Consider the following 24,836-nt stretch of genomic DNA (forward strand, 5'->3'; position numbering starts at 1 on the left):
GACAGCTGATCGCCGGCCCGGTATCCGACGCGATAGGCCGCCGCCCGGTGCTGCTGGCGGGCACCGCAATCTTCGTCACCGGATCGATAGCAGCGGCACTGGCCCCCGGCCCCGAGATCCTGCTCGTCGCTCGCTTCGTCGAGGCGTGCGGCGCGGCAGCAGCCGTGGTCGCAGCGCGCACCATCGTGTCCGACCTTTCGCCCCGCGCCGATGCCGCCGCGAACCTTCCCCTGCTCACCAGCGCGATCCTGCTCTCGCCGACGCTCGCCCCCACCATCGGCGGCGCCTTGGTCTCGCTCGCGGGCTGGCGCTTCGTCTTCGTCGCGCTTGCGCTGACCGGCGGGGTAATCGCCGCGCTATCGCTGTTCCTGATCCCGCGTCACGCTCCGCATGCCGAGCGGCCCCGCCTGCAGCACGCCTATGCCCGGCTCGCCCGCAACGGACGATTCCGCGGCTATGTCGCAGGCAATTCGCTGGCCAGCAGCGCGCTCTATATCTTCCTCGGCGGCTCGCCCTTCCTGCTGATCGGGCAATGGCACCTGTCGCCGGCGCAGGCCGGCCTTTGCTATCTGGTCGTGGCAGCGTGCGGCATTCTCGGCACCTTCATGGTGCGCAGCCTCAACCGGCGGCACGACGCCTTCCGCATCGGCCTGATCGCCATTGCCAGCGGCGGCGGGCTGATGCTGGTCATCGCCCTGCTCGGCGCATCGAACCCGATCGCACTGATCGGGCCGATGCTGCTGGTCGGCACCGGCGGCGGCATCGCGGCGCCCACCGGGATCGCCGGGGCGATGCATGCGGAGGACGGCATTGCCGGCACTGCCTCCAGCCTTGCCGGGGCGATCCAGATGATCACCACCGCCGCCGTCACCGCATTGATGAGCGCCTTCGCCGCACCCACGCTCGCCTCACTGGCAGCGGGCATTTCCGTCGCCGGACTTGCCGCTGTCCTGTTCGCACCCGCCCGGGAACCCGCATGACCAACCTATCCGCCCGCATCGCCGATCACGTCACTGGCATCCGCTATGAGGATTTGCCGCCGGCTACGGTCGAGGCGACGATTCGCTCGCTGGTCGATGCGATGGGGGTGATGCTCGCGGCCTCGTCGCTGGGCGAAGGCACCGCGGCGTTCGCCGATCTCGCGCTGGAAAACGGCGGCCCGGCACAGGCGCGTCTCATCGGCCGCGCCGGTCACGCCCCGCTGCTCGCCGCCGCGCTGGCCAATGGCGCGCTCGCCCATGCCGTGGATTTCGAGGACGCGTTCGACGGCGCCCCGACCCATCCCAACGCCGCGCAGGTTCCCGCCGCACTTGCGCTGGCGGAAACGCTGGGCGGTGTTTCGGGACAGGATTTCATAACCGCCATCGCGGTCGGCTGCGATCTGGTCTGCCGCATGGGGCTGGCGCTGATCGACAGTCCGGACAAGTTCGGATTCTACCCGCCGCCCCTGCTCGGCGCATTCGGCGCGGTCGCCGCCTGCGCGCGCATCGCGGGCCTCACCAGCGCCCAGACGGTCGACGCCTTCTCCCTGCTGCTCTGCTCGCACAATTGCAGCGCCGAGCTGAAATACAGCCCGCATTCCACCGTCCGCGCGGTGCGCGACAGTTTCGCGGCGCAGGCGGCGGTGCAGGCGGTGTTGCTGGCAAAGCGCGGCGTGCGCGGCTTCGATGCGCCGATCGAGGGCAAGGCCGGCTTCTATGCCCTGTATGCGCGCGGCGGCTACGATCCCGCGCCGATCCTCGATGGCCTTGGCACCCGCTTCTATGGCGAGCAGCTCAGCTTCAAACCCTGGCCCAGCTGCCGCGGCACCCATTCGGCGATCGAGGCGATCATCGCCCACGCGCCCGATCCCGACTCGATCGAATCGGTCACCATCACCGCCGCGCCGTTCCTCGAAATGCTGTTCGAGCCCGCGGCGCAGAAGCAGCGCCCCCAAACCGCGATCGACGCCAAGTTCAGCCTGCCCTTCACCGTCGCCACCGCCGCGATCCATGGCGAAGTGACGCTGGACAGCTTCACGCCCGAGGCGCTCGCCGATCCGCGCCTGCATGCGCTTGCGGAGCGCGTCAGCTTCGTGCCGGAAGCAGGCAGCGCCGATCTGACCGCGGCGACCATCGACCTGCGCTTCGCCGACGGCACCGCCGCCACGCATCGAATCGTCCATCCGCTCGGCCATCCGAGCAATCCGCTGACCGACGCCGCGCTGGACGAGAAATTCCGCATGTGTGCCGCGCTGGCACTGGTTCCGCCGGACATCGAGGGGCTGCTCGCCGCCCTGCGCGGCCTCCGCACTCTCCCGGATGTGGCCGATTTGCCGCACTGACCGGCGAAACGTTTCGGTTCTGCCTCGACCGAATGAAAGCGATTGCACGAACCGGCCCATATTGGTAGATATGCGTCATAACAATTACACCCAGAAACGTTCCAGGAGGGGTTCGATGATCAATCGTTCGCAGATTCGTGCTGTGCTTCATGGCGCCGCTTGCGCCACCGCCGTCATGGCATTCCACGCCGCACCGGCCTTCGCACAGGATGCCGATCAGGCCCGCGACGACGACGGCAAGCTGACCGAAATCGTCGTCACCGCCGAGCGCCGCAATCAGAATCTGCAGGACGTGCCGATCTCGGCCACCGTGCTGACCGGCGACGATCTGGGCCAGAAGGGCATCACCAACCTCAACGACATCCAGCAGGTCGCCCCGTCGGTCGCGATCAACACCTATAACCGCTCGACCTATATCAACATCCGCGGCGTCGGCATCGCCCAGTCGGCGCCGACCTCGAACCCCGGCGTTGCCTATTATATCGACGGCCAGTCGATCACCCATGAGTTCTTCATCGGCCAGAGCTTCTACGACATCGGCACGATCGAAGTGCTGCGCGGCCCGCAGGGCACGCTGACGGGCCAGAACTCAACCGGCGGCGCGGTGTTCGTCCGCACGCCCGAGCCGCGCTTCGACCAGTTCGGCGGCGTGGTCGACGCCAGCTATGGCGATTACAACCTGATCCGCGTGATGGGCGCCGCGAACCTGCCGTTCAGCGACAATTTCGCGATGCGCATCGCCGCGATCACCGAGACGCGCGACAGCTTCAGCACCAATGCCGGCCCCAGCCCGAGCAAGCCGGGCAATCTCGATCTGTTCGCGATCCGCGGCAACATGGCGTTCCGCACCAGCGACGATCGCCTGAAGATCAATGTCCGCGCCGAATATTTCGTCAACGACACCGACAATAACGCGATCAAGAACCGCAACGATTACACGCTGAACGTCCGCACCGGCACCAATCCCTTCCTGATCTCCGAAGACGCGGTCTCGCGTCAGCGGATCGAGGGCTATCGCGTCAATGCCGAGGTTCGCGCCGACATCACCGACGGCATCCGCCTGCGCGCCATCTCGTCGTGGCAGGACGCCTATGTCGCCGATCAGGCGGACGGCGACCGCACCTCGGTCTCGCCCGCGGGCGCGGCAGCGGCCAACAACCCGAACAACGGCGTCGGCCGCGCGACCAGCAACCGTTCGGACTTCCGCACCTGGACGCACGAGGTGAACATCCTCTCCAGCGGCAACGGCCCGCTGAACTGGGTGGTCGGCGGCTTCCTGATGGACGAAAGCATCCCGGTCCGCCTCCAGCGCGACCAGACCAACACCGTGGTCTATCTGACCCCGGCCAACACCAGCATCACCCATGCCGACAACAATTCGAAGTCGCTGTTCGGCCAGGTCAATTTCTTCGTCACGCCGCAGCTCGAGCTGATCGCCGGCGCGCGTCACAGCTGGGACAAGCAGGTCTATGACCGCATCCGCATCGGCGCGGGCCAGGGCGTGACCACCGGCCCGACCGTGGGCGTCACCAGCCAGTCGAGCCGCGAATGGACCGGCAAGCTGGGCGTCAACTTCCACGTCACCGACGACACGATGCTCTATGCCACCGCGTCGAAGGGCTACAAGGCGGGCGGCAACAACCTCGCGCTCGTCACCGGCGCGCCCGCGGTTCCGGTCCCCGGCTTCCTGCCGGAAAAGAACTTCGTCTACGAAGTCGGCTTCAAGACCGAGATCCTCGATCGCCACCTGCGCGTGAACGGCGACGTCTTCTATTCGGATTACAAGGACATCCAGCTGCAGAGCCTGCAGAACGGATCGCCGCTGACCCAGAACGCCGCCAGCGGCCGCGCCTATGGCGGCGAGCTGGAAATCACCGGCCAGTTCGGCGGTCTCAGCTTCAATGGCGGCCTGAGCTATCTCAACGCCGAATTCGCGTCGAACGCGATGATCCAGAACACGGTGACCAACGCCCTTCAGGCGATCACCAAGGGCGACCGCCTGCCCTTCTCGCCCGAATGGACGATCAATGCCGGCGTCCAGTACGAGATCCCGCTGGGCGGCGACATCTCGGTCACCCCGCGCGTCCAGTGGTCGCACCTGAGCGAACAGATCGCGACGCCCTTCCCCAGCATCTCGTCGATCGTGCCCGGCCGCGACATCATCGACGCGCGCATCACCTTCAACCTGGGCGATCGCTACCGCATCGAAGGCTATGTCACCAACGTCACCGACAAGGTCTACATCGCCTCGCAGGTCCAGAACTCGTCGAGCGCCGCGGGCGGCATCATCTTCGGCGCGCCTCGCCAGTTCGGCGTGCGCTTCGTGGCGAAGTTCGGCGGGGAGTAATCCGCCGGCCATGGCTGGAAAGAGAGCGGCGAGCCGAGAGGTTCGCCGCTCTTTTCTTTTATGGCGTTACACAGACAAAAATTCTGTCTTCCCCAGCGAAGGCTGTGGCCCGGGTGCGGGACGGCAGATGGCGCGCGTATCGCTTCGTTACATCATCATTGGCAACTGGGCCCCAGCCTTCGCTGGGGGAGGCAAGAAGGGGTATGGGGCTTGCGCGCCCTTACCGCTCCTTCGCCTCGATCCGGCCCAGCAGGTCGATCAGCGTGTCGCGCTCGGCTTCGGACAGGTCGGACAGCATCTCCGCCTCATGCGCGGCGATGCGCGACAGGCATTCGTCGAGCAGCTTGCGGCCCTCGGCAGTGATGGTCAGCGCGAAGGCGCGGCGGTCGCCCTTGGCGACCTGGCGGTCGATCAGGCCGCGTTCGACCAGATCGTTGATCAGCGCGACCATGTTCGCCCGCTGGATGCCCAGCACCCGGCCGACCGATCCCTGGTTCGCGCGCGGATTGCTCGCCACGACCGACAGGATCGCGAGCAACACCTGCCGCATCCCGGTGCCGGTAAGCGCCCGCGCGAAATCCGCTCCGAACGCATTCGATGCGCGCCGCAAATGATAGCCGACCAGCGTCGAAAGCGGGCCAAGCGTCACCGCTTCGCCACTGGCTGAATCCGCTATGCCCAAGTCCCCGTTCGTCCCCATGCCTCGGGGATAGTCAGGATCGGCGCGCCGCTCAAGCCGCAGCCTTCTGGACCCGCGCCAGCACGATCAGCGCAATCGCCGCGACCAGCGATCCGCAGGCCATCATCATCGCCACCACCGGCAGGCCATAGCCCGCGGCGAACAGGAAGCCGGCAATGGCCGGTGCCGCCGCCGATCCGCCGCGGCCGATGCCGATAACGAAGCCGGTTGCGCTCGCGCGTACCTCGGTCCCGAACGAGCGCGCCACCAGCGCATAGAGGCCGACCACGCCGGCATTGGTGAAGAAGCCCGCAATCGCGGCGATGGTCGCCAGCTCGCTCAGCGTCGCCTGTCCGCGGCCGAACAGGGTGATCATCACCGTCGACGCGAGCATCGCCGCGACGGTCAGCGCCACCAGCTTCACGCGGGCGGTGAGCAGGCCGAGCAGCAGCGATCCGGTCGCGCCGCCGACATTGGCCCAGACCAGCACGCCTGCGGCGGCAGCGGGCGCGAAGCCCATGTCGACCACGATCTTCGGCACCCATTTCAGGATGAAGTAGAAGGTCATGATGTGCGCCAGATAGGCGATGGTCAGCAGCACGGTCGGCGCCAGATTCGGTCCGGAGAAGAGCCGCGCGATCGGCACCTTGGCCGCCTTCGCCGCGGCAACGACCGGCGGCAGCGCCTCGACAGTGGCATGGCCCATGCGCGCCAGCGTGGCGTTGATCCGCTCCAGCGCATTGGCCGGGCGGCGGGTCAGCAGGAACGAGATGCTTTCGGGCGAGCGCCACAGCACGATCGGGATGAACGCCAGCGTCGCCACCGCGCCGAACTGGAACACCGCATGCCAGCTGTAATGCGCCAGCAGCCAGGCCGAGATCGATCCGCCGATGATCGCGCCGACCGGATAGCCGCCCGCCATCAGCACCACCGCCAGGTTGCGCCGCTGGAGGTTCGAGACCTCAGCCACCGCCGCATTGGTCGCCGCCAGCATGCCGCCGACGCCAAGCCCGGTCAGCACGCGCCAGCCGGAAAGCTGGTACACGTCCATCGAAGTGGAGGCGCCGAACATGCCCGCGGCCATCACCACCAGGCACAGCAGGATGGTGTTGCGCCGCCCGATCCGGTCGGCGATGCCGCCCAGCAGCAGCGATCCGATCGCCATGCCGATCAACTCCATCGACAGCACGATGCCCAGCGCAGCGCGGTCGATCCCCCAATCCTTGGCGATGCCGGGCGAGGCGAAGCTGATCGAGAGCACGTCGAACCCGTCCAGCGCGTTGAGGCCGATCATGATCGCCACCACGCCCCACTGGAAGCGCGACATCGGCTCGTTATCGACAATGGCCTGTGGGTCGTTGGACGGCATCTGCTCCCCCGGGGATTCTTATTGTTTTGGCTCAATACTAATTTCGACGCGCCGAAGCGAGGGGCCATTCAATCCATCGAACGCTTCGTCGCGGCTGGGTCCGGGCCGGCCGGTCGCAACCCTTGCCACCGGTACCCCGCGCAGCTCGAACGCCCGCGCCATCGCCTCGGCCCGCGTCCGCGCCAGCGCGCGCGGCTCCTTAAGGTCGCGCTCCGAGATCCGCTCGCTGCCCGTCGCCGCGAATCCGGTGATCGTCACCGTCGCGGGCTGGACGTCGAGCGCATAGTTGATCGCCGCGTCGAGATAATAGTCGCTCAGCTGATAGGTGACGAAGCTGCTGCCGAAGTCGAACGGGATGGTGAAGGTCCGCGCCGCGAAGGGCTGCGCGGGCTTCACCCGTTCCTCGTAGAGCGGCCGCACGTTGCGCTTGGGCAAGGCGAAGCGGCGGCCGGGATAGCCTTCGGCGGGCAGCATGTGCCGCGTGCAGCCTTCCTCCAGCACCGACACGCGCACCGGATCGAGCACCACGCCACCGCACGGATCGCCCTGCCCCTGCGCCACGAAGCCTTCGACCAGCACCGCGTGGTTCCAGTCCGCCTTGGTCGGCGAGGAAGTGATGTCGTAGCGCACGCCGCTCGCCGGATCCTCGGCCAGCCAGCAGCCCGATTTTTTGCCGGCATCGGTGTCGCGATAGATCGGGCAGGCGACGAAGCGCACCGCCTGCTGCGCATCGCCCGCGACCAGCGCGAACAGGAGCAACGCCGCCTTCATCACAGCGCCCGCATCAGGTTCACCAGATCGCGCTTCTCCTGCTCGGTATAGCCGATGGCGTAGCGCCGGTCGTAATAGTCGATCACCCCGCGCAGATCCTTCGCGCTGCCGTTGGAGAAATAGGGCGCGCGGGCGGAAAGGCCCCGCAGCGTCTGCAGCGTGATGCGGCCGACATCGGCGCATTTTCCGGTGGTCAGCGCATAGCCCGGATCATGGGTGTAGATGACGCGCCCATAATGCGGATGCGGCTTGCCCGTGCAGGTGACCTTGAACAGTGGAAGGTGCGGCAGCGGATCGGCGAAGGGCAGGTTCGTCGTGCCCAGATCGACCTGCCCCGGCGCCACGTCCATGCCCATGTAAGACATGTTGTGGCAGAAGACGCAGCTGTTGCGCACCGGATTGCCGAAGCCGACGGGAGAGTTGATCCCGGCGCTGTCGGTGATCAGGAAGGTCTTGTCGCGGAACACCCGCGCGCCGCGCGCGACCGAATCCCGGAACTCGCGGACATCCTTCGGCAGCTTGGCCTTCTCGGCCTCGGGCAGCTTCTCCCAAGCCTCGAACTCGCTCCACACCGGCGTACCCTGACTGCCGAGGCGGCCGGGGGCGGACTGGAGCAGCTTGAGCGGACCGCCCTCCGCGCCATCGGCATCGAGCATCGTCCCGCTGCTGTCGCGCTGCTGCGCCACGAACAGCCGCCGCTCGAAATCGAGGATGCGGGCGATGTCGCCGGCGTCGAGCTGGCCGGTGAAGGTCAGGTGCGTCGCCGCCGCGTCGCGCATCTGCGCGGTCAGGCTGGGCACGCGGCCATCGGCCATCAGATTGCCCGCGACCGGCTTGCCCGTCTCGGGATCGAGCGCCAGCGGCATCCCCGCCTTGGGATCATAGGCAAAGCCCATCGCCTCGATGAACTTGAAGTTCGCCACCGGACGCGGACGGCGGAACACCGAGATATGCGGGTGTTTCGACTTGATGCCCCAGACCGGGTCGAGGTTGCAGGTCGAGGGATCGCGGACCACCTCGATGGTGAAGTCCGCGCCCTTGATGGGCCATGGCCGCGCGATGCGGATCAGGCCGTGATCGATCAGCAGCGAATGCGATGCCCGCTCCTGCTGCGGCAGGCTGGGGCAGTTGGAGCCGTCCACCGCAGCGAACAACGGATCCTTGGCGCCGTTGCGATCCCATTGCCGCTGCACATCCTCGACCGCGAGGCTCATCGCATCGGCGGGCTGGTGACAGGTGACGCAGGCGCGTCCGTTCGGCCCGATCGGTTCGAAGAAGGGATGCCCCTTCGTCTCCATCGGCCCGCCTTCGAGCAGCAGCCGCAGCGTGCCGCCGGCATTCTCGTACTCGAGCTTCGCGGGGAAGGTCCGCCCTTCGCCCGGTTCCCACCAGCGATCGGGCTTGTCCTTGGCCGCGGTGGTCAGCCCGAGGCCGAGAACGGCAACCGCCAGCGCAAGCACGCCCAGCCGCATCAGGCGTCCCCGAACAGCAGCTTCGCCGCGTTGCCCTTCAGGATCGGCTCGCGCAGTTCGGGCTTGAACCCGGCGGAATCGAACGCCGCGATCCACTTGTCGGGCGGGATCAGCGGGAAATCGCTGCCGAACAGGAATTTGCCGCCCAGTTGCGAGTTGGCATAGCGCACGATCTGGGGCGGGAAATATTTGGGCGACCAGCCACTCAGGTCGATGAACACGTTCGGCTTGTGCAGCGCCATCGACAGCGCCTCGTCGGTCCAGGGCCAGCTGGGATGCGCCAGGATGATCTTGATGTTGGGGAAATCGACCGCGACATCGTCGACCAGAATCGGCTGGCCATATTTCAGGCGGATGCCGCCGCCGCCCGGCATGCCGGTGCCCATGCCCGAATGGCCGGTGTGGAAGATCGCGGGCAAACCGTAATGGTCGATCACTTCGTAGAGCGGCCACGCCATCCGGTCGCCCGGATCGAAATTCTGGAGCGGCGGGTGGAACTTGAACCCCGCGACGCCATAGTCCTCGATCAGCTTGCGCGCCTCGAGCGCACCCGCCTTGCCCTTGTGCGGATCGATCGACGCGAAGGCGCGCATGATGTCGCGGTTTTCGGCCGCGGCCTCAGCGATCTCCTCGTTGGCGATCCGCTTGATCCCGGTCCCGGCCTCCATATCGACCGTGAACAGCACGAAGCCGATTTTCCGCTCACGATAATAAGCGATGGTCTCGGGGATCGAGGGCCGCTTCGCGTCGGTCTTGAAATAGACGCTGGCGGCTTCCTCGAACTCGGCCTGGATCGGGTCGAGCGGCTGGCGGCAGCTATGCTCGGCATGGACGTGGATATCGATCGCGATGAGATCATCCCAATCATGGCCCACGTCCATCGCCGTCACTCCGCCAGCATCAGCGCGTCGAGCGCCACCGCACCTTCGCCCTTGGGGAACACCACCACCGGATTCAGGTCGATCTCACGGATCGACGGCGTGCCGCGCAGCAGGCGTCCCACGCCTTCGATGATCTCCGCCACCGCGTCCACGTCCAGCGCAGGCGAGCCGCGCCACCCGTCGAGCAGCGCGCCGCTCTTGAGCTTGCGCAGTTCGGCGACGATCGCTTCGCGGGTCAGGTCGGCGGGCATCAGCCGCACGTCCTGAAGAATCTCGGCCTGCACCCCGCCGAACCCGGCGAGGATCACCGGCCCCCATTCGGGATCGTTGCGCGCGCCGACGATCAGTTCCGCGCCACGTTTGCCCATCGCCTCGATCAGCGCGCCGTCCAGCGCCAGACCCGGCGCATAGGCCGCAACGTTACTGTACAGCTTCGCCCAGCCCGCCTCGAGCGCGGCTTCGTCGGCAAGGTTCAGGATCACACCGCCCGCATCGCTCTTGTGCGAAAGCTCGGCCGACTGCGCCTTGAGGGCGACCGGATAGCCGATCTTCGCCGCGACGGCCTTCGCTTCCTCCACCGTGGCGGCGAACCCGCCCTTGGGGAACGGGATGCCAAGCGGCGCGAGCAATTCCTTCGAACGATATTCGGGGATCACGCCCGACGGCACCTCGACCGAAACCGCTTCCGCGTCGGACTTGGCGAAGTCGCGCGCCTTGCCCAGCAGCGCGATGGCGCGGAAGGCGCGGTCGGGCGAGGGGAAGTACGGCACGTTCAGCTCGCGCAGACCCGCAATATACTGCGCCTCCACCGGCGCGCCTTCATCGAGGCCCGCGAAGATCACCGGCTTGGCGGGGTTCAGCGACTTCACTGCGTCGATGATCGGCACCAGCTTGAGCCGCGCCGTGGTCTGGTCGGTCTGGATGATGCCCAGCACGACCGCGGCATAGGCGTCGTCATCGAGCAGCGGCGCCAGCGTACGGCGATACAAATCGGGGTCGACCAGCGCCTGCGCGGTCAGGTCCATCGGGTTCGAGACCGGGATGAAATCCGGCATCGCCGCGCGCAGCGTCGCGCTGGTCTTCTCGCCCGGCGCGGGCAGATCGAGGCCGATCGCTTCGCACAGGTCCAGCGTCAGCGCCTTGAACGCTCCGCTCTCGGTCAGCACCGCAGTACCGCCCGCCGGGATCGAACCGCAACGGCTGGCCAGGTCGATCACATCGCCCAGTTCCTCCAGCCCGTCGACCAGCACCACGCCGGCACGCTCGACCAAAGTCTTCATCACCTGCCAGTCGCCCGCCATCGCGCCGGTATGCGTCGCGGCGGACTCACGCGCCGCGCTCGACTTGCCCGGATGGAGCAATGCGATGGTCTTGCCCGCCGCCCGCGCGCGATCGGCCAAGGCGAGGAACACGGCCGGCTTGCGGAACTGCTCGACGATCATGCCGATCACCGCGGTGTTCGGATCGTCCAGCAGATATTCGACGTAATCCTCGACGCCCGACGCGGCCTCGTTGCCGGTCGAGACCGAGATCGAGATGCCCAGCCCCTTCGACATCAGCGTCGTGCCCAGCACCACCGCCATCGCGCCGGACTGCGACACGATGCCCACGCCCGGCCCGCTCAGTTCGATCACCGGCGTCTCGACGAAGGTCAGCGGAATGCCTTCGACATAGTTGGTCATGCCAAGGCAGTTCGGCCCCTCGATCACCATGCCGGTTTCGGCGGCGATCCGCGCGACTTCGCGCTGCGCTGCCATGCCTTCCTCGCCGCCCTCGGCAAAGCCGGCCGAGAAGATCACCGCCGCGCCCACGCCACGCGCCGCGAGCGCGCGCACGGTATCCAGCACCGCCGCGCCCGGGATCGCCAGCACCGCCGCGTCGACGCCCTCGGGCAGGTCCGCGACCGACTTCAGGCACGGACGCCCGGCAATCTCGTCACGCTTGGGATTGATCAGGTGGATCGGGCCGGAAAAGCCGTGCCGCTCCAGATTCTGAAGCACCGAATTGCCGAGCGCGCCCTGCTTCTCGGATGCGCCGACAATGGCGACCGATCGGGCCTTGAGCAGGCGTTCGAGCGACTTCGCACGCGGCTTTTCCAGCGTATCCACCATCGTTCAGGCGCCCTGCTTCGACTTGTCGTACGCGCCGAGGCCCGGCTTGTAGGTCTTGTCGTCGATGAACTGCTTGATGCCTTCCTTGCGGCCGTCATTGTCGTAGCTGTTCGCCGCTTCCTGCGCGCGGATCAGGTAATCCTCGGCATCGTCATAGCTGAGCACCGAGACGCGGCGGATCGCGTCCTTGGTGGCCTTGAGCGCAACCGGGTTCTTCTTGAGCAGCACGTTCGCCACTTCGGTCACGCGGTCCTTCAGCGCATCGAGCGGGTGCGATTCATTGACCAGACCCCAGTCGGCCGCGGTCTTGCCGTCGACATTCTCGCCCATGATGGCGTGGTACATCGCCTTGCGGAACGGGAGCAGCTCGACCGCGATCTTGGTCGCGCCGCCGCCAGGCAGGATGCCCCAGTTGATCTCGGAAAGGCCGAACTGCGCATCGTCCGCGGCAAAGGCCAGGTCGCAGGCGAACAGCGGGCCATAGGCGCCGCCGAAGCACCAGCCATTGACCATCGCGATGGTCGGCTTCTGATACCAGCGCAGGCGGCGCCACCAGCCATAGCTCTCGCGCTGCGCCTGACGCGTCGCGCCCAGACCCTTGGCTTCGGTCTCGCGGAAATATTCCTTCAGATCCATGCCGGCCGAGAATGCGGTGCCTTCACCCGACAGCACCAGCACGCCGACATCGTCGCGATATTCGAGCAGGTGCAGGACTTCCATCATGTCCTGGTTGAGCGTCGGCGACATGCAGTTGCGCTTGTCGGGACGATTGAAGCGCACCCAGGCGATGCGGTCTTCCACATCATAGGCGACGGTGCCGTTCGAGCTGTATTCGGTCATGGCAATTCTCTCTCATCCCCCTCCCGCTTGCGGGAGGGGCCAGGGGTGGGCGCCCGGTATCGGCGGGCGAATGCGTTGGAGGAGAGCGACCGCCCACCCCCGGCCCCTCCCGCTTGCGGGAGGGGAGCAAGGTCAGATCGGATAATGTCCGGCTTCGGTCTCGATCGTGATCCAGCGAAGCTCGGTGAAGCTGTCGATCCCGGCCTTGCCGCCGAAGCGGCCGTAGCCGGAGGACTTGGTGCCGCCGAACGGCATCTGCGCCTCGTCATGAACCGTCGGTCCGTTGACGTGGCAGATGCCCGACTTGATCTGGCGGGCGACCTTCAGGCCGCGAGCGGTGTCCTTGGTGAACACCGAAGCCGACAGGCCATATTCGGTGTCGTTGGCCAATTCGATCGCATGCGCCTCGTCCCGCGCGCGGATCACGCCGACGACGGGGCCGAAGCTCTCGTCGCGGAACAGCTTCATGCCCGGCGTCACCTTGTCGATCACATGCGCCGGCATCAGCACGCCGTTCGCTGCGCCGCCATTGACCTGCACCGCACCGGCCGAGACCGCGTCGTCGATCAGCGACTTCACATGATCCACGGTCTTCTGGTCGACTACCGCGCCCAGCGGAGTCTTGCCCTCGCGCGGATCGCCGACCGGCATCGACGAAACCTTGGCCGCGAACTTCTGGACGAACGCATCGGCGACGCTCTCGACCACGATGATCCGCTCGGTCGACATGCAGATCTGGCCCTGGTTCATGAACGCACCGAACGCCGCGGCCTTCACCGCTTCGTCGAGGTCCGCATCGTCGAGGATGACCATCGGCGCCTTGCCGCCCAGTTCGAGCAGCACCGGCTTCAGATGCTCGGCCGCGCGCTTGGCGATGATCCGGCCGACGCCGGTCGATCCGGTGAAGTTGATGCGGCGGACGTTCGGATTGTCGATCAGCGCGCCGACGATCTCCGGCGCATCCTTCGGCGCATTGGTGACGATGGTGACCGCGCCCTTGGGCAGCGCCTCGTCGAACGCTTCGGCGATCAGCGAATGGGTGCGCGGGCACTGTTCGCTCGCCTTGAGGACGACGGTGTTGCCGCAGGCCAGCGGCACCGCGACGGCGCGGACGCCCAGGATGATCGGCGCATTCCACGGAGCGATGCCCAGCATCACGCCCACCGGCTCGCGCAGCGCCATGGCAATGCAGCCCGGCTTGTCCGACGGGATCACTTCGCCGCCGATCTGGGTGGTGAGCGCCGCGGCTTCGCGGACCATGCCGACCGCCAGCATCAGGTTGAAGCGCGCCCAGCCCTCGGTCGCGCCGATCTCGCCCATCATCGCGTCAACGAACTGGTCCGCCTTGCCGGCCAGCGCATCGGCCGCTTTGTTGAGCAGCGCGCGGCGGGCGTTCGGACCCATGGCGGACCATGCGGGGAAAGCGGCGGCGGCGGTTTCGCACGCGGCATCGGCATCGGCGACGGTGAATGCGGCGGCGGTCGTCGCGACCTGCCCCGTCACCGGATTGATGCGATCGAAGGTGGCTGCCTTTTCGGCGACCAGCGTATCGGACATTTCAGCCTCTCCTGCTCCTGAATTGTTATGTTGCATAGCTTATTGCTCCGGACAGCACAAGGCCTCCGCGCAAAAGTCTGCAAAGCTGGATTATTGGCCGGTTCAGCCGTTCCGCGAGGTGCGGATATGCGCGTTATAGACCTTGTCGAGCGCGTCGCTGATCATCTCGCGCTCGGCATCGGTGAGCACCGCCAGCGCCTTCGATTCGGTCTCGACCATCAGCCGGGCGAGCGAATCCAGTTCGGTTTTGCCCGCTTCGGTGATCGACAGATGATTGCGCCGCCGGTCCTCCAGCGATCGCGTGCGGATCACCCAGCCGCGCCGCTCCAGATCATCGACCAGCGGAACGACCGCCGATTTGTCGAGGCCGACTTCGGTGCTCAGCATCGCCTGGGAGATTCCCGGATTGGTCGCGATGATCTCCAGCGACGAGAACATGCCTGAGCGCAGCTTCCATGCCGCGGTGTTGGTCGCGAAATCGCGCGCCAGCTTGTTCTGCACGCGGCGGAAACGGAACCCCAGCGCCGTGCCCAGCCGCCCCAGGCCGACATGTTCCAGATCGTCTTCGGTCTTGTCCGCCATCGCGCTCGCGTCACTTTTCCCTGTCGCGGAAAGCGCTAACGCAGAAAATGGAGTCTCGCAAACAATCCCGACTCAAGATAGTTGATGACAACTATCGTTATATCTGCAAACTTATTTGCCAGACGGACATCCGAATCTGGTCGGAACGAGTCCGCGCAGGGAGAGGGTCATGGACGATACGGCCGGACCGCCAGAGGCGCCAAGTCGCGTACAGCGGTTCCTGATTATCACCGGTTCCGCCGGATTGCTGCTGGCAATGGCGACCGATGCGGTCGCGGTGCTGGGCCGCCATGCCGGGTTCGCGGTGATCGGATCGATCGAGATCTTCCAGGTATCGATCGTCGTCGCCCTGTCCTCCTGCGTGCTGATGGTCAGCCTGATGAACCGCCACGCCACGGTCGATCTGATCGTCGGCCGCGCGTCCGACGGCACGAAAAAGGTCCTCGCCCAGATCGGCCGGGCCGCGCTCGCCCTCACCTTCGGGCTGGTCGCCTTCGGTTCGGCATGGGTCGCGATGGACCTGTGGCCGACGACCGAGATGACCGAGCTGCTCGCCATCCGCATCGCGCCGTTCCGCCTGATCTGGATCGCCGCCTGCACCATCGCCGCGATCCATTTCGCGGTCGAGTTCGTGAAGGGAACACGCAAGTGATGCTGCTTCCCGAAACCATCGGCCTGATCGCGTTCGTGATCCTGCTGATCATCCTGATGGCCGGCATTCCCATCGGCGCCTCGCTCGCGCTGATCGGCACGCTCGGCCTCGCCATGCTGCTCTCGCCCGAGGCTGCGCTGATTAAGGTCGGCGTGATCGCGTTCGACACGGTCTCGCGCTATGAGCTGGGCGTCCTTCCCCTCTTCATGCTGATGGCGCAGATCTGCTTCGCGGCGGGCGCCAGCGGCGATTTCTTCGGCCTCGCCGCCAAGCTGGTCGGCCACAAGCGCGGCGGCCTTGGCGTCGCGTCGATCGGCGGCTGTGCGGGCTTCGGCGCGATCAGCGGATCGAGCCTCGCGACCGTCGCCACCGTCAGCGCCGTCGCCCTCCCGGAAATGCGGCGTCAGGGATACCATCCCGGCTTCGCAGCCGGTGCACTCGCGGCGGGCGGCACCCTCGGCTCGCTGATCCCGCCCAGTGGCGCGCTGATCGTGTTCGGCATCATCGCCGAACAGTCGATCGGCAAACTGTTCGCCGCCGCCGTCATTCCCGGCCTCACTCAGGCGCTGTTCTACGTCGCCGTGATCCTGATCATGGTCCGCTGGAAGCCCGAGCTGGCCCCGCCTGGACCCCGCGCGACCTGGCGCGAGCGTGGTGCGGCGGCGATCCGCATCGCCGATATCTCGCTGCTGGTGCTGTTCGTGATCGGCGGGCTGGTGCTCGGCTGGTTCACGCCGACCGAGGCCGCGTCGGTCGGCTGCGTCGGTGCGCTCGTCATCCTCGCCGTACGCCGCAAGTTCACCCGCGAAGCGCTGACCCATGCGCTGTTCGAGACGCTGCGCACCACCGGCATGATCTATGCGATCGTGATCGGCGCGATCATCTTCTCGACCTTCGTCAGCGTGACCGAGATCCCCGATCACATGACCGGACTGGTCGAATCGGTTGGCGCATCGCCCACCGTGGCAGTGATCGTGATGGCGATCATCCTGCTGCTGCTGGGCTCCTTCCTCGATGGTCTGGCGCTGATGCTGCTGATGACGCCGATCCTGCTCCCGGTGGTGCACAGCCTGGGCCTCAGCCCGATCTGGTTCGGCATCTTCCTGGTCCGCACGATGGAGATCGGGTTCGTCCACCCGCCGCTCGGCTTCAACGTCTATGTGATCCACGCCGGCGCGAGGGACATTCCGCTGGGGTCGATCTTCCGCGGCGTGATCCCGTTCCTCGTCAGCGATTTCCTCCACCTCGCCATGCTGATCGCCTTCCCGGCGGTCGTTCTGTGGCTGCCGTCGATCCAGGGGTGATGCAGATGAAGCGCCTTCTCATCCTCGCCGCCGCGCTGGCCCTGTCGGCCTGCGGCAAGCCCGATCCGAACGTGATGGTGCTGAGCTATGCCAGCCCCTACATCGCCAACCATCCCTTCAGCCGCGCCGATATCGTGTGGATGAAATGGATCGAGGAAAAGACCGAAGGCCGGATCAAGATCCACCCGCACTGGGGCGGGCATCTGCTCTCGTCGAACGAGAACATGCTCGAGATCCGCCACGGCGTCGCCGATATCGGCATGGTTACGCCGATGTATGCCCGCAGTGCGCATATCCAGCGGATCCAGCCCAGCTTCTATTCGGGCGTCACCGATATCGGCCAGCAGATCGCGGTCTATCGCTGTCTGGCCGACGAATTCCCGGTGATGAACGGCGAGTTGAACGGCCTGCGCGTGATCGCGGTGCAGGGGGGCAACTTCCCCGGCATCCTGACGAGAAACAAGCCGATCCGCAGCCTCGCCGACCTGCAGGGCCTGCGCCTGCGTGCCCAGGCAGATACGGCGGACGTGCTGCGCTCATTCGGCGTGGACGTGGTCAACATGTCGATGGCCGAAGTCTATCCAGCCATGGCCAAGGGCGTGATCGACGGCGTGGTCGCCCCCGCCGACGCGCTGCGTTCGATGCACCTCGCCGACGTCGGCAAATATTATTCCACCATCAAGATCCCGCGCGGCGCCTATCCGGGCCGTGCGCTGTCGATGCAGGTGTGGAACCGGCTGAGCGACGCCGACAAGGCGATCTTCATCGAAAGCGAAAAGGTGTGGGAAGACGCCATGGTCGCCTCGATCGACAAGGGGCTGATCGACGGCTTCGCCTATGCCCGCGAGGCCGGGCTGAACATCATCCCGATGCCCGCCGCCGAGCAGGCACGGTTCGATGGCCTCTATCGCGAGAATGCCTTCCGCATCGCCAAGCATCTCGAGCCGTTCGGCGTCGATGGCCCGGCCATGGCCAAGCGCGCGGAGGAGCTGATCCGGAACGGCGTCCCCGCCGGTTGTGGAGCGCCCAAATGAGCCAGGCACTCGAAGGCGTGAAGATCGCCGATTTCAGCTGGGTCGGCGCCGGCCCCCGCGCTACCAAGGATCTCGCCGATCATGGCGCAGTGGTGGTGAAGGTCGAAAGCGCCAAGCGGCTCGACCTCGGCCGGATGAGCCCGCCGTTCAAGGACGGCAAGCGCAACCCGAACGGTTCGGCCTTTTTCGGCATCACCAACACCAGCAAGCTGGGCGTGACGATCAACCTGGGCGATCCGCGCGGCGTCGAGATCGCGAAGCGCCTGACCGACTGGGCCGATGTGGTGGTCGAGAATTTCGGCAAGGGCTTCATGGAGCGCCTCGGCCTCGATTACGCGACGCTGAGCGCCAAGCGGCCCGAGATCATCATGCTCTCGGTCAGCGTCGCGGGCCGCACCGGGCCGATGTCGGACCTGCGCGGCTACGGCAACAGCGCCGCCGCCTTGTCCGGCCTTGCAGCACTGTCGGGCTGGCCCGAAACGCCGCCGCACATGCCGCCCTTCGCATATGGCGATGTGATCGCGCCGATGTTCGCGACGATGGGCGTGCTCGCCGCGCTGGAGCATTGCCGCGTCACTGGCATGGGCCGCCATATCGACGTCTCGCAGGTCGAGCCGCTGGTGCATGTGCTGGGCGACGTGCTGGTGCAGGAACAGCTTTCGCCCTCGCCCAAGCGCGGCAATGATTCCCCCACCATCCGTCAGGGCGTCTATCCCACCCGCGGGCATGACCAGTGGGTCGCGGTTGCCATTCGCGACGATGCCGACGCCGCCGCGCTGGCCCAGCTGACCGGCGGCACCGACCTCGCAAGCTGGACTGCCACACAGGACAAGCACGCCGTCGCCAACCGCCTCGCCGCCGCGGGTATTCCCGCCGAAGCGGTGTTCGACGGCCGCGACGTCTTCACCGATCCCGAACTGGCCGAGGGCGGCCATTATGTCCGTATCGACGATGCGGTGCTGGGCAGTTGCGAAATGCCCGCCCCGCCCGCGCACTTCTCGCGCTCCGAGATCAGGGTCACCCCGCCCCCCAAGCTGGGCGAGCATAATTCACATGTATTCGAAGGCTTTCTGGGCATGAGCGCCGACGAGGTCGCAACGCTGGCCGCGGAGGGAGTGCTCGCATGATGCTCTCCCACATCAAGGTGGTCGACCTGACCCGCGATCTCGGCGCCTATGCCGGAACGCTGCTCGCGCGGATGGGCGCGCAGGTCGTCACGACCGGCACCACCGAACGCGATGCCGCCGAACTGGCGATGGACCAGTATGGCAAGACGACCAGCGACACCCCGTTGCTCGACCTGATCGACGCCGCCGACATCGTGTTCCGCGGCCCCGAAGACTGCCCGCCCGAACTCAGCCCCGAGGCTCTGGCCAAGCGCAACCCGAAGCTGATCGACGTGGCGATCCTGCCCTTCGACGCGGGCCGCGCCAATGACGGACGCCCGGCGACCGACCTGACGCTGATGGCCCGCTCCGGCCTGATGACCATCGTCGGCGATCCGGGCCGCCCGCCGCTGACCCTGCCCGGCCGTCAGGCATGGGCACTCGCAGGGATCCAGGGCGCCATCGCCGCGCTCACCGCGCTCAACGCCCGTGCCGCCGATGGCATGGGCCAGCAGGCGCAGGTCTCGGCCTATCGCTCCGCCGTGCTCGCCAATTACCGCGAGCCGCTGACCTGGGAATGGGTCGGCAAGGTCGGCACGCGCACCGGCAACCTGCTGATCCGCGGCAAGTCCGGCGTGCGTCAGGTGTGGCGCGCGAAGGATGGCTGGGTCACTTGGGCCTTGGTCGACAACCAGCCGATGATGCGCGCCACCGTCGCGCGCATGGCCGAGGACGGCATGGCCGGCGAACTCGCCGAGGTCGACTGGGACGCGATCCTCGTCGCCGACATGCCGCAGGACGTGCTCCAGCGCTGGGAAGGGATCGTCGAAGCCTGGCTCGCGACCAAAGACCGTGCGACGCTCACCGTGCTTTCCAACAAGCACGGCATGGGCCTCAGTGCGATCAGCGAAGTCGAGGACGTCCTCGCCAGCGACCACCTCGCCGCGCGCGGCCTGTGGGAGGAAACCATCGTCGCCGGAAAGACCGTCAAGGTGCCGGGCATGCTGTTCCGGGAGGTCGGACCATGAAGGGTCCCCTCGAAGGCATCCGGGTGGTCGACTTCTCGAAGTTCCTCCCCGGCCCCTATTGCACCTGGCTGCTCGCCGATCTGGGCGCCGAAGTGATCCGCATCGAGCATCCGCGCGAGCTGGCCAAGCAGGCGCAGGTGTTCGGATGGGACAAGCTCCCCGAAGCCGAGCGCGCCCGCATCCGCGCGCAGGACGTGTTCGCCCGCGGCAAGCGCAGCCTGCTGATCGATCCCGGCGCCGATGCCTCGCGCCCGGTGCTGGAGGAACTCGTCCGCCGCGCCGATGTGCTGGTCGAGGATTACCGCCCCGGCGTGCTGGCCAGCATGGGCTATGGCTACGAGCCGATGGCCGCGCTCAACCCGCGCCTCGTCTATGCCTCGGTCACCCTGTGCGGCCAGACCGGCCCCTATCGCGACAAGCCTGGCCACGATCCGGTCGCCCTCGCCGTAGCCGGCGCCCTGTCGCGGATCGGCGAAGACCCCGACGCACCCGGCTTCGCCGGCGTTCCCGCCGCCGACCTGCTGACCGGATCGAACGCCGTCATCGGCATCCTCGCCGCGCTGATCGCCCGCGCCACCACCGGCCGCGGCCAGGCCGTCGACATCGCCATGTCGGACAGCGCGATGGCGCTGATCGGCAACGTCATCTCGCGCAACCCGGACCTATCCAAGGCCCCGCCACGCGGCCGCCACCGCGCCGATATCGGCATCTACCGTACCGCCGACGATCGCTTCCTCGTCACCACCGACATGGAGCCGCGCTACTGGCAGCGTTTCTGCGAAGCCATGGGCCGCCCGGACTATGCCCCGCTCCAGAACGATAAGGCCGCCCGCCCCGGCATCCGCGCCTTCCTAGAAGCCGCCTTCGCCGAAAAGCCCCTCGCCCATTGGCTCGCGCTGCTCGCCGCCGCCGACACGCAGTTCGCGCCGGTATCCTCCATCGAGGAAGCGCTAGCCGATCCGCACAATATCGCCCGCGGCATGGCGATCACGGTCGAGTCCGAAGGCGGCCCGGTCCGCCAGATCGGCTCGCCGATCCACCTCTCCGATACGCCCCCCGTCCCGCCCCGCGCGGCACGCATCGCGGGCGCCGACAATGACGCCATCCTGAAAGAACTGGGCCTCCAATGATCGACCCCACCAACCCCCGCCCGCTCGAAGGCCTCCGCGTCATCGACCTCACTCGCGCGCTCGCCGGCCCCTATGCGACGCTGCTGCTCGCAGGCCTCGGCGCCGAAGTCATCAAGGTCGAGGATCCCAAGGGCGGCGACCTTGCGCGCGAGAACAGCCCCTATGTCGGCCGCGACGGCGTGGTGATCGAGCGGCGGCACGAGGACGACATCTCGATCTCCCACCTCACCCGCGCCCGCGGCAAGCGCGGCGTGGCGCTGAACCTCAAGCACCCCCAGGCGAAGGACGTGTTCGCCGATCTGGTCCGCACCGCCGATATCGTGGTCGAGAATTTCACCGCCGGCACTGCCGACCGCCTCGGTGTCGGCTATGCCTTTGCCCGCGAAGTGAACCCGCGCATCGTCTATGCTTCGCTCAGCGGCTTCGGCGCCGATGCGCCCGACGGCAAGGCGATGGATATCGTCATCCAGGCACTCTCCGGCGCGATGTACACCAGCGGCGAGCATGACCATCCCCCTGTCCGCATCGGCATCCCGATGGCCGATATGCTCGCGCCCGTCTTCGCGGTGATCGGCATCCTCTCCGCTCTCGAACAGCGTCACCGCACCGGCGAGGGCCAGCATGTCGACGTGTCAATGCTCGGCGCTCTCACCTCGTTCGTCGCGATCGAGAACTGGGCGGCGATGCGCGCAGTCGATATGCCGGCGCGCACCGGCCTGACGGTCCAGCGTCTGTCCCCGTTCGGCGTGTTCGAATGCGCGGACGGCTATGTCGCGGTGGTCGCGGTCCACCAGAAGCTCGCCGCCGGCCTGTTCCGCGCGATGGGTGAGCCGGGCCTGATCGACGATCCCGCTTATGCCACCCGCGACAGCCGCGTCGCCAATGCCAACCAGTTGGAGGCTCGCATCAACGCCTGGTCGCGCACGCTTCCCCTGGCCGAAGTCGTCGCGAAACTCGAAGCCGAGGGCGTCCCCGTCGCCGAGGTCCGCCACCCGGAAGATGCGCTGGTCGATCCTCGCGTGGTTGCACGCGAAGAGACCAACGCGGTCTCCCACCCGGCCTATCCTTCGGGCGACGAGTTGCGCACCGCGGGCATCCCGATCCGCTTCTCCGGCGCCCGCACCGGATTCGACGATGTCCTGCCGGTCGCGATCGGCGAGCATAACGGATCGGTCTATGGTGATATCCTCGGCTATGACGACGAGAAGCTCGCCGAACTGACCCGCGCCGGCGTGGTCGCATGAGCGCGCTGAATCGCATCCTCGCCGCCGTGCGCGATCCCGAAGCCATCGCCGCCGAACATCGCGCCGCGGGGAAGCGCGTCGTGTGGACGCTCGGCTGGGATATCCCGCGCGAACTGGTCGACGCCCATGGCCTCGCCCCCGTCCGCCTCGTCCCCGGCAGCCATGACCGCACCGCCATCGACGCGCTGGTCGGCAAGGCGGACATGGCCGAACGCGGCCTCGCTTTGCTCGCCGCCATCGCCGCGATCCCGCAAGGCGACGCGCTGCTGATCTCGCACGCCGATGCCGATCAGCCCCAGATCTTCGCCACCCTGCGCGAACTCGGCCGCTGCGGCGCGATGACGCTGCCGCCGGTCGCGTTCCTCGACCTTCTGGTGATCGATCGCGAGCCGACCCACCGCTACAACGCGATCCGCCTCGCCCAGACGCAGGACTGGCTCGCCGGTCTCGGCGGCACGCACGCCCCCGACGCGCTGGCCACCGGCGAGGTGATCCGCGCCGAACTCCGCACGCTCAACGCCCTGCGTCCGCGCCTGACCGGCACCGAAGCGCACGCCCTGTTCGCCGCCGCCGCGACGCTCTCGCCTGCCGAACTTCTCACCCTGCTCCCGCAGTTCCGCAGCGAAATCGAAGCGCGCGCACCCGCCACCGGATCGACCGTGCTGCTGAGCGGCGTCGAGATCGAAACGCTCGGCCCGATCCAAGCGCTCGAAGGCGAACACGGCACCGTGATCGGCGAAGACCATGGCTGGGGCGAAACCCGCCTCGCCCCCCTCACCGACCTGACCCGCTGGACGCTATCCCCCACCGCCGGCTGCTTCGCCTCGGCTCGCGAGCGCGGCGAACGCCTCGCCGCCCGCATCGCCGAGACCCGGCCCGACAAGGTCGTCCACTATCACGGCGACAATGCCGACACCGCCGCATGGGAAACCAAGGCGATCAGCAGCGCCGTCCCGCACGGCACGATCTTCGCCGTCTCCCCCGAGCCGCCCGCGCCCGCACCGGAAGCGCCCAAAGGTCCCCGCCCCGCTCCGCCGCCGCGCAGCCGCAAGTCATTGAAGGCCATCGCCCGCTTCGGCGCGTACCAGCGCGACTGGTTCGCCGAAATCCGCGCCCAGGCCGCCGCGGGCGACACCTTCGCCGCGGTCAACGCCAACGCACCGCAGGAAATGCTCCGCGCACTCGGCATCCCGTTCGTGGTCAACCAATGGTGGGCCTCGATCGTCGCCGCCAAGCAGCAGAGCGCGCGCTATGCCACCTTGCTCGCCGCCGCCGGCCTGCCCCCCGCCGCCGAAGCCTATAGCGCACAGGGTGCCGCCGCCGCGCTCGATCACGATGCCGAACAGGCGCCCTGGGGCGGCCTGCCAAAACCGGATGTGCTGGGCGTCGTCCTCCACACCGATGCGGGGCCGAAGCTGTTCGAGGCATGGTCCGACCTGACCGGCGCCAAGCTGCAATGTTTCCAGCGCACCGTCGATTGTCGCTGGGAAATCCCGATCGACTGGTGGGACGGCCTTGCCGAGGACTGGGATCATTTCATCGAAGCCGAGCGGCTCGACCTGTTCGAAGCCGAACTGAAGATCGCCATCGCCGAGCTGGAGCAGATCAGCGGCAAGGCCTTCGATCCCGCTCGCCTCGCCGAGGTCATGGATCTGGTGAACGAGCAGGAGGATTATTACCGCGAGACCCGCGATCTCGTCGCCCGTACCGTCCCCGCGCCGATCAGCGTGGTCGATCAGATGCCGGCGACCATGGTGCCGCAATGGCATCGCGGCACCGAATGGGGTCGCGACGCGGCAAAGGACTTCTATGAGGAAGTCGTCCAGCGCGCCGCCGATGGCGACGCCGCCTGCCCCACCGAGCGCATCCGCCTGATGTTCGTCGGCCGCGGTGTGTGGGGCGACATGGGCTTCTACCAGCGCTGGGAGGAAAGCCATGGCGCGGTGTTCGTCTGCTCGATGTATCTCAGCCTCGCTGCCGATGGCTATATCCGCCGCCACGACCGCGGCCGCGATCCTTTGCGTGCCCTCGCCGCCCGCTTTGTGACGATGGGCGACGAACTGCGCATGGCCACCTGGGCTGGGGCATGGAACGTCAAGGAAGCGCTGCTACATCAGGTCGACGGCGCCATGGCCCTGTCCGACGCCGACCCGCTGGTCCTGCGCGCGCTGCGCGAAGCGGGGATACCGGTGCTGGAACTGGATATGGACAATTATGTCCGCGATCCCGGTGCGGAAGAGGATCTCAACCGCCGCGTGGTGGCGTTTCTCGAAGGCCCCGCTGCCGAGGCGAGCGCGAAGCGGCTCGGCGTTCCGGCCTAAAAAATCCTACCCCGGAAGGGGGGGGCCGCCGAAGGCGGTGGAGGGGGAACGCCTCAAGCGACATCGCCCGTGGCACTCCCCCTCC

Annotated in this window: 20 protein-coding genes; 11 read left to right on the top strand and 9 right to left on the bottom strand. The window is 67.2% G+C overall.

Annotated elements, in window-relative coordinates; genetic code table 11:
- From P1X14_RS13875 to P1X14_RS13885, 3 genes are all read left to right on the top strand, one after another.
- Positions 1-980 (top strand): MFS transporter (locus P1X14_RS13875; RefSeq protein ID WP_277315976.1); only part of this gene is annotated, 980 nt, incomplete at its 5' end.
- A complete protein-coding gene (locus P1X14_RS13880; RefSeq protein WP_277315977.1) occupies positions 977-2,323 on the top strand; it encodes an MmgE/PrpD family protein in 1,347 nt (448 codons plus the stop codon). The genes P1X14_RS13875 and P1X14_RS13880, both read left to right, overlap by 4 nt.
- 115 nt (positions 2,324-2,438) lie before the next feature.
- Positions 2,439-4,670 carry a TonB-dependent receptor gene (locus tag P1X14_RS13885; protein ID WP_277315978.1) on the top strand — a complete coding sequence of 744 codons (2,232 nt, stop codon included), beginning with the start codon at positions 2,439-2,441 and terminating at the stop codon, positions 4,668-4,670.
- 220 nt (positions 4,671-4,890) lie between these two features.
- Here the strand turns inward: P1X14_RS13885 and P1X14_RS13890 are convergent, their stop codons facing one another.
- The 9 genes from P1X14_RS13890 to P1X14_RS13930 all read right to left on the bottom strand — a co-directional run bounded on the left by P1X14_RS13890 (position 4,891) and on the right by P1X14_RS13930 (position 14,932).
- Positions 4,891-5,370 carry a MarR family transcriptional regulator gene (locus P1X14_RS13890; RefSeq protein WP_277315979.1) on the bottom strand — a complete coding sequence of 160 codons (480 nt, stop codon included), beginning with the start codon at positions 5,368-5,370 and terminating at the stop codon, positions 4,891-4,893.
- A 31-nt stretch (positions 5,371-5,401) separates the two neighbouring features.
- Positions 5,402-6,718, bottom strand: a complete 1,317-nt coding sequence (locus tag P1X14_RS13895; protein WP_277315980.1) for an MFS transporter — start codon at positions 6,716-6,718, stop codon at positions 5,402-5,404.
- 18 nt (positions 6,719-6,736) lie between these two features.
- A complete protein-coding gene (locus tag P1X14_RS13900) occupies positions 6,737-7,489 on the bottom strand; it encodes a hypothetical protein (protein WP_277315981.1) in 753 nt (250 codons plus the stop codon).
- Entirely contained in the window at positions 7,489-8,961 is a 1,473-nt protein-coding gene (locus tag P1X14_RS13905; protein WP_277315982.1) for a hypothetical protein, read from the bottom strand. The genes P1X14_RS13900 and P1X14_RS13905 overlap by 1 nt, the downstream gene beginning before the upstream one ends.
- Positions 8,961-9,842 carry an amidohydrolase family protein gene (locus tag P1X14_RS13910; RefSeq protein WP_277315983.1) on the bottom strand — a complete coding sequence of 294 codons (882 nt, stop codon included), beginning with the start codon at positions 9,840-9,842 and terminating at the stop codon, positions 8,961-8,963. Before P1X14_RS13910 ends, P1X14_RS13905 begins: the two co-directional genes overlap by 1 nt.
- Before the next feature lie 5 nt (positions 9,843-9,847).
- Positions 9,848-11,953, bottom strand: coding sequence for an acetate--CoA ligase family protein (locus tag P1X14_RS13915; protein ID WP_277315984.1), 2,106 nt, complete (start codon positions 11,951-11,953; stop codon positions 9,848-9,850).
- Between the two features lie 3 nt (positions 11,954-11,956).
- The gene (locus P1X14_RS13920) at positions 11,957-12,793 is read right to left on the bottom strand and encodes a p-hydroxycinnamoyl CoA hydratase/lyase (RefSeq protein WP_277315985.1); all 837 of its coding nucleotides are present in this window, start codon (positions 12,791-12,793) and stop codon (positions 11,957-11,959) included.
- Positions 12,794-12,925: 132 nt separating this feature from the next.
- Positions 12,926-14,350: an aldehyde dehydrogenase gene (locus tag P1X14_RS13925; RefSeq protein ID WP_277315986.1), complete on the bottom strand. Its 1,425-nt coding sequence runs from the start codon at positions 14,348-14,350 to the stop codon at positions 12,926-12,928.
- Between the two features lie 102 nt (positions 14,351-14,452).
- Complete coding sequence (locus P1X14_RS13930; RefSeq protein WP_277315987.1) at positions 14,453-14,932, bottom strand: MarR family transcriptional regulator; 480 nt, start codon at positions 14,930-14,932, stop codon at positions 14,453-14,455.
- A 169-nt stretch (positions 14,933-15,101) separates the two neighbouring features.
- Between P1X14_RS13930 and P1X14_RS13935 the strand changes: the two genes are divergently transcribed.
- Genes P1X14_RS13935 through P1X14_RS13970 form a run of 8 tightly spaced genes read left to right on the top strand, consistent with a single transcriptional unit; the run spans position 15,102 to position 24,751 of the window.
- Positions 15,102-15,584: a TRAP transporter small permease subunit gene (locus tag P1X14_RS13935; protein WP_277315988.1), complete on the top strand. Its 483-nt coding sequence runs from the start codon at positions 15,102-15,104 to the stop codon at positions 15,582-15,584.
- Complete coding sequence (locus tag P1X14_RS13940) at positions 15,584-16,888, top strand: TRAP transporter large permease (protein WP_277315989.1); 1,305 nt, start codon at positions 15,584-15,586, stop codon at positions 16,886-16,888. The genes P1X14_RS13935 and P1X14_RS13940 overlap by 1 nt, the downstream gene beginning before the upstream one ends.
- A gap of 5 nt (positions 16,889-16,893) precedes the next feature.
- Positions 16,894-17,922, top strand: coding sequence for a TRAP transporter substrate-binding protein DctP (gene dctP, locus P1X14_RS13945; RefSeq protein ID WP_277315990.1), 1,029 nt, complete (start codon positions 16,894-16,896; stop codon positions 17,920-17,922).
- Entirely contained in the window at positions 17,919-19,049 is a 1,131-nt protein-coding gene (locus P1X14_RS13950) for a CoA transferase (protein ID WP_277315991.1), read from the top strand. Before dctP ends, P1X14_RS13950 begins: the two co-directional genes overlap by 4 nt.
- Positions 19,046-20,056, top strand: coding sequence for a CoA transferase (locus tag P1X14_RS13955; RefSeq protein ID WP_277315992.1), 1,011 nt, complete (start codon positions 19,046-19,048; stop codon positions 20,054-20,056). The genes P1X14_RS13950 and P1X14_RS13955 overlap by 4 nt, the downstream gene beginning before the upstream one ends.
- Positions 20,053-21,186 (top strand): CaiB/BaiF CoA-transferase family protein, encoded by a 1,134-nt coding sequence (locus tag P1X14_RS13960; protein ID WP_277315993.1) that lies wholly within the window; start codon positions 20,053-20,055, stop codon positions 21,184-21,186. Before P1X14_RS13955 ends, P1X14_RS13960 begins: the two co-directional genes overlap by 4 nt.
- Positions 21,183-22,430 carry a CoA transferase gene (locus P1X14_RS13965; RefSeq protein ID WP_277315994.1) on the top strand — a complete coding sequence of 416 codons (1,248 nt, stop codon included), beginning with the start codon at positions 21,183-21,185 and terminating at the stop codon, positions 22,428-22,430. Before P1X14_RS13960 ends, P1X14_RS13965 begins: the two co-directional genes overlap by 4 nt.
- The gene (locus P1X14_RS13970) at positions 22,427-24,751 is read left to right on the top strand and encodes a 2-hydroxyacyl-CoA dehydratase family protein (RefSeq protein WP_277315995.1); all 2,325 of its coding nucleotides are present in this window, start codon (positions 22,427-22,429) and stop codon (positions 24,749-24,751) included. The genes P1X14_RS13965 and P1X14_RS13970 overlap by 4 nt, the downstream gene beginning before the upstream one ends.
- The last annotated feature ends 85 nt before the right edge of the window (positions 24,752-24,836 follow it).

This window comes from Sphingomonas sp. AOB5, assembly GCF_029433115.1.
In the GTDB taxonomy this organism is placed as follows: Bacteria; Pseudomonadota; Alphaproteobacteria; order Sphingomonadales; family Sphingomonadaceae; genus Sphingomonas.

Bases quoted from the DNA above. Each gene is read 5' to 3' on its own strand.
- P1X14_RS13895 (WP_277315980.1), bottom strand. From the start codon at position 6,718: ATGCCGTCCAACGACCCACAGGCCATTGTCGATAACGAGCCGATGTCG.
- P1X14_RS13900 (WP_277315981.1), bottom strand. From the start codon at position 7,489: ATGAAGGCGGCGTTGCTCCTGTTCGCGCTGGTCGCGGGCGATGCGCAG.
- P1X14_RS13880 (WP_277315977.1), top strand. From the start codon at position 977: ATGACCAACCTATCCGCCCGCATCGCCGATCACGTCACTGGCATCCGC.
- P1X14_RS13940 (WP_277315989.1), top strand. From the start codon at position 15,584: ATGCTGCTTCCCGAAACCATCGGCCTGATCGCGTTCGTGATCCTGCTG.
- P1X14_RS13910 (WP_277315983.1), bottom strand. From the start codon at position 9,842: ATGGACGTGGGCCATGATTGGGATGATCTCATCGCGATCGATATCCAC.
- P1X14_RS13890 (WP_277315979.1), bottom strand. From the start codon at position 5,370: ATGGGGACGAACGGGGACTTGGGCATAGCGGATTCAGCCAGTGGCGAA.
- P1X14_RS13970 (WP_277315995.1), top strand. From the start codon at position 22,427: ATGAGCGCGCTGAATCGCATCCTCGCCGCCGTGCGCGATCCCGAAGCC.
- P1X14_RS13915 (WP_277315984.1), bottom strand. From the start codon at position 11,953: ATGGTGGATACGCTGGAAAAGCCGCGTGCGAAGTCGCTCGAACGCCTG.
- P1X14_RS13960 (WP_277315993.1), top strand. From the start codon at position 20,053: ATGAAGGGTCCCCTCGAAGGCATCCGGGTGGTCGACTTCTCGAAGTTC.
- P1X14_RS13925 (WP_277315986.1), bottom strand. From the start codon at position 14,350: ATGTCCGATACGCTGGTCGCCGAAAAGGCAGCCACCTTCGATCGCATC.
- P1X14_RS13950 (WP_277315991.1), top strand. From the start codon at position 17,919: ATGAGCCAGGCACTCGAAGGCGTGAAGATCGCCGATTTCAGCTGGGTC.
- P1X14_RS13935 (WP_277315988.1), top strand. From the start codon at position 15,102: ATGGACGATACGGCCGGACCGCCAGAGGCGCCAAGTCGCGTACAGCGG.
- dctP (WP_277315990.1), top strand. From the start codon at position 16,894: ATGAAGCGCCTTCTCATCCTCGCCGCCGCGCTGGCCCTGTCGGCCTGC.
- P1X14_RS13965 (WP_277315994.1), top strand. From the start codon at position 21,183: ATGATCGACCCCACCAACCCCCGCCCGCTCGAAGGCCTCCGCGTCATC.
- P1X14_RS13905 (WP_277315982.1), bottom strand. From the start codon at position 8,961: ATGCGGCTGGGCGTGCTTGCGCTGGCGGTTGCCGTTCTCGGCCTCGGG.
- P1X14_RS13885 (WP_277315978.1), top strand. From the start codon at position 2,439: ATGATCAATCGTTCGCAGATTCGTGCTGTGCTTCATGGCGCCGCTTGC.
- P1X14_RS13920 (WP_277315985.1), bottom strand. From the start codon at position 12,793: ATGACCGAATACAGCTCGAACGGCACCGTCGCCTATGATGTGGAAGAC.
- P1X14_RS13955 (WP_277315992.1), top strand. From the start codon at position 19,046: ATGATGCTCTCCCACATCAAGGTGGTCGACCTGACCCGCGATCTCGGC.
- P1X14_RS13930 (WP_277315987.1), bottom strand. From the start codon at position 14,932: ATGGCGGACAAGACCGAAGACGATCTGGAACATGTCGGCCTGGGGCGG.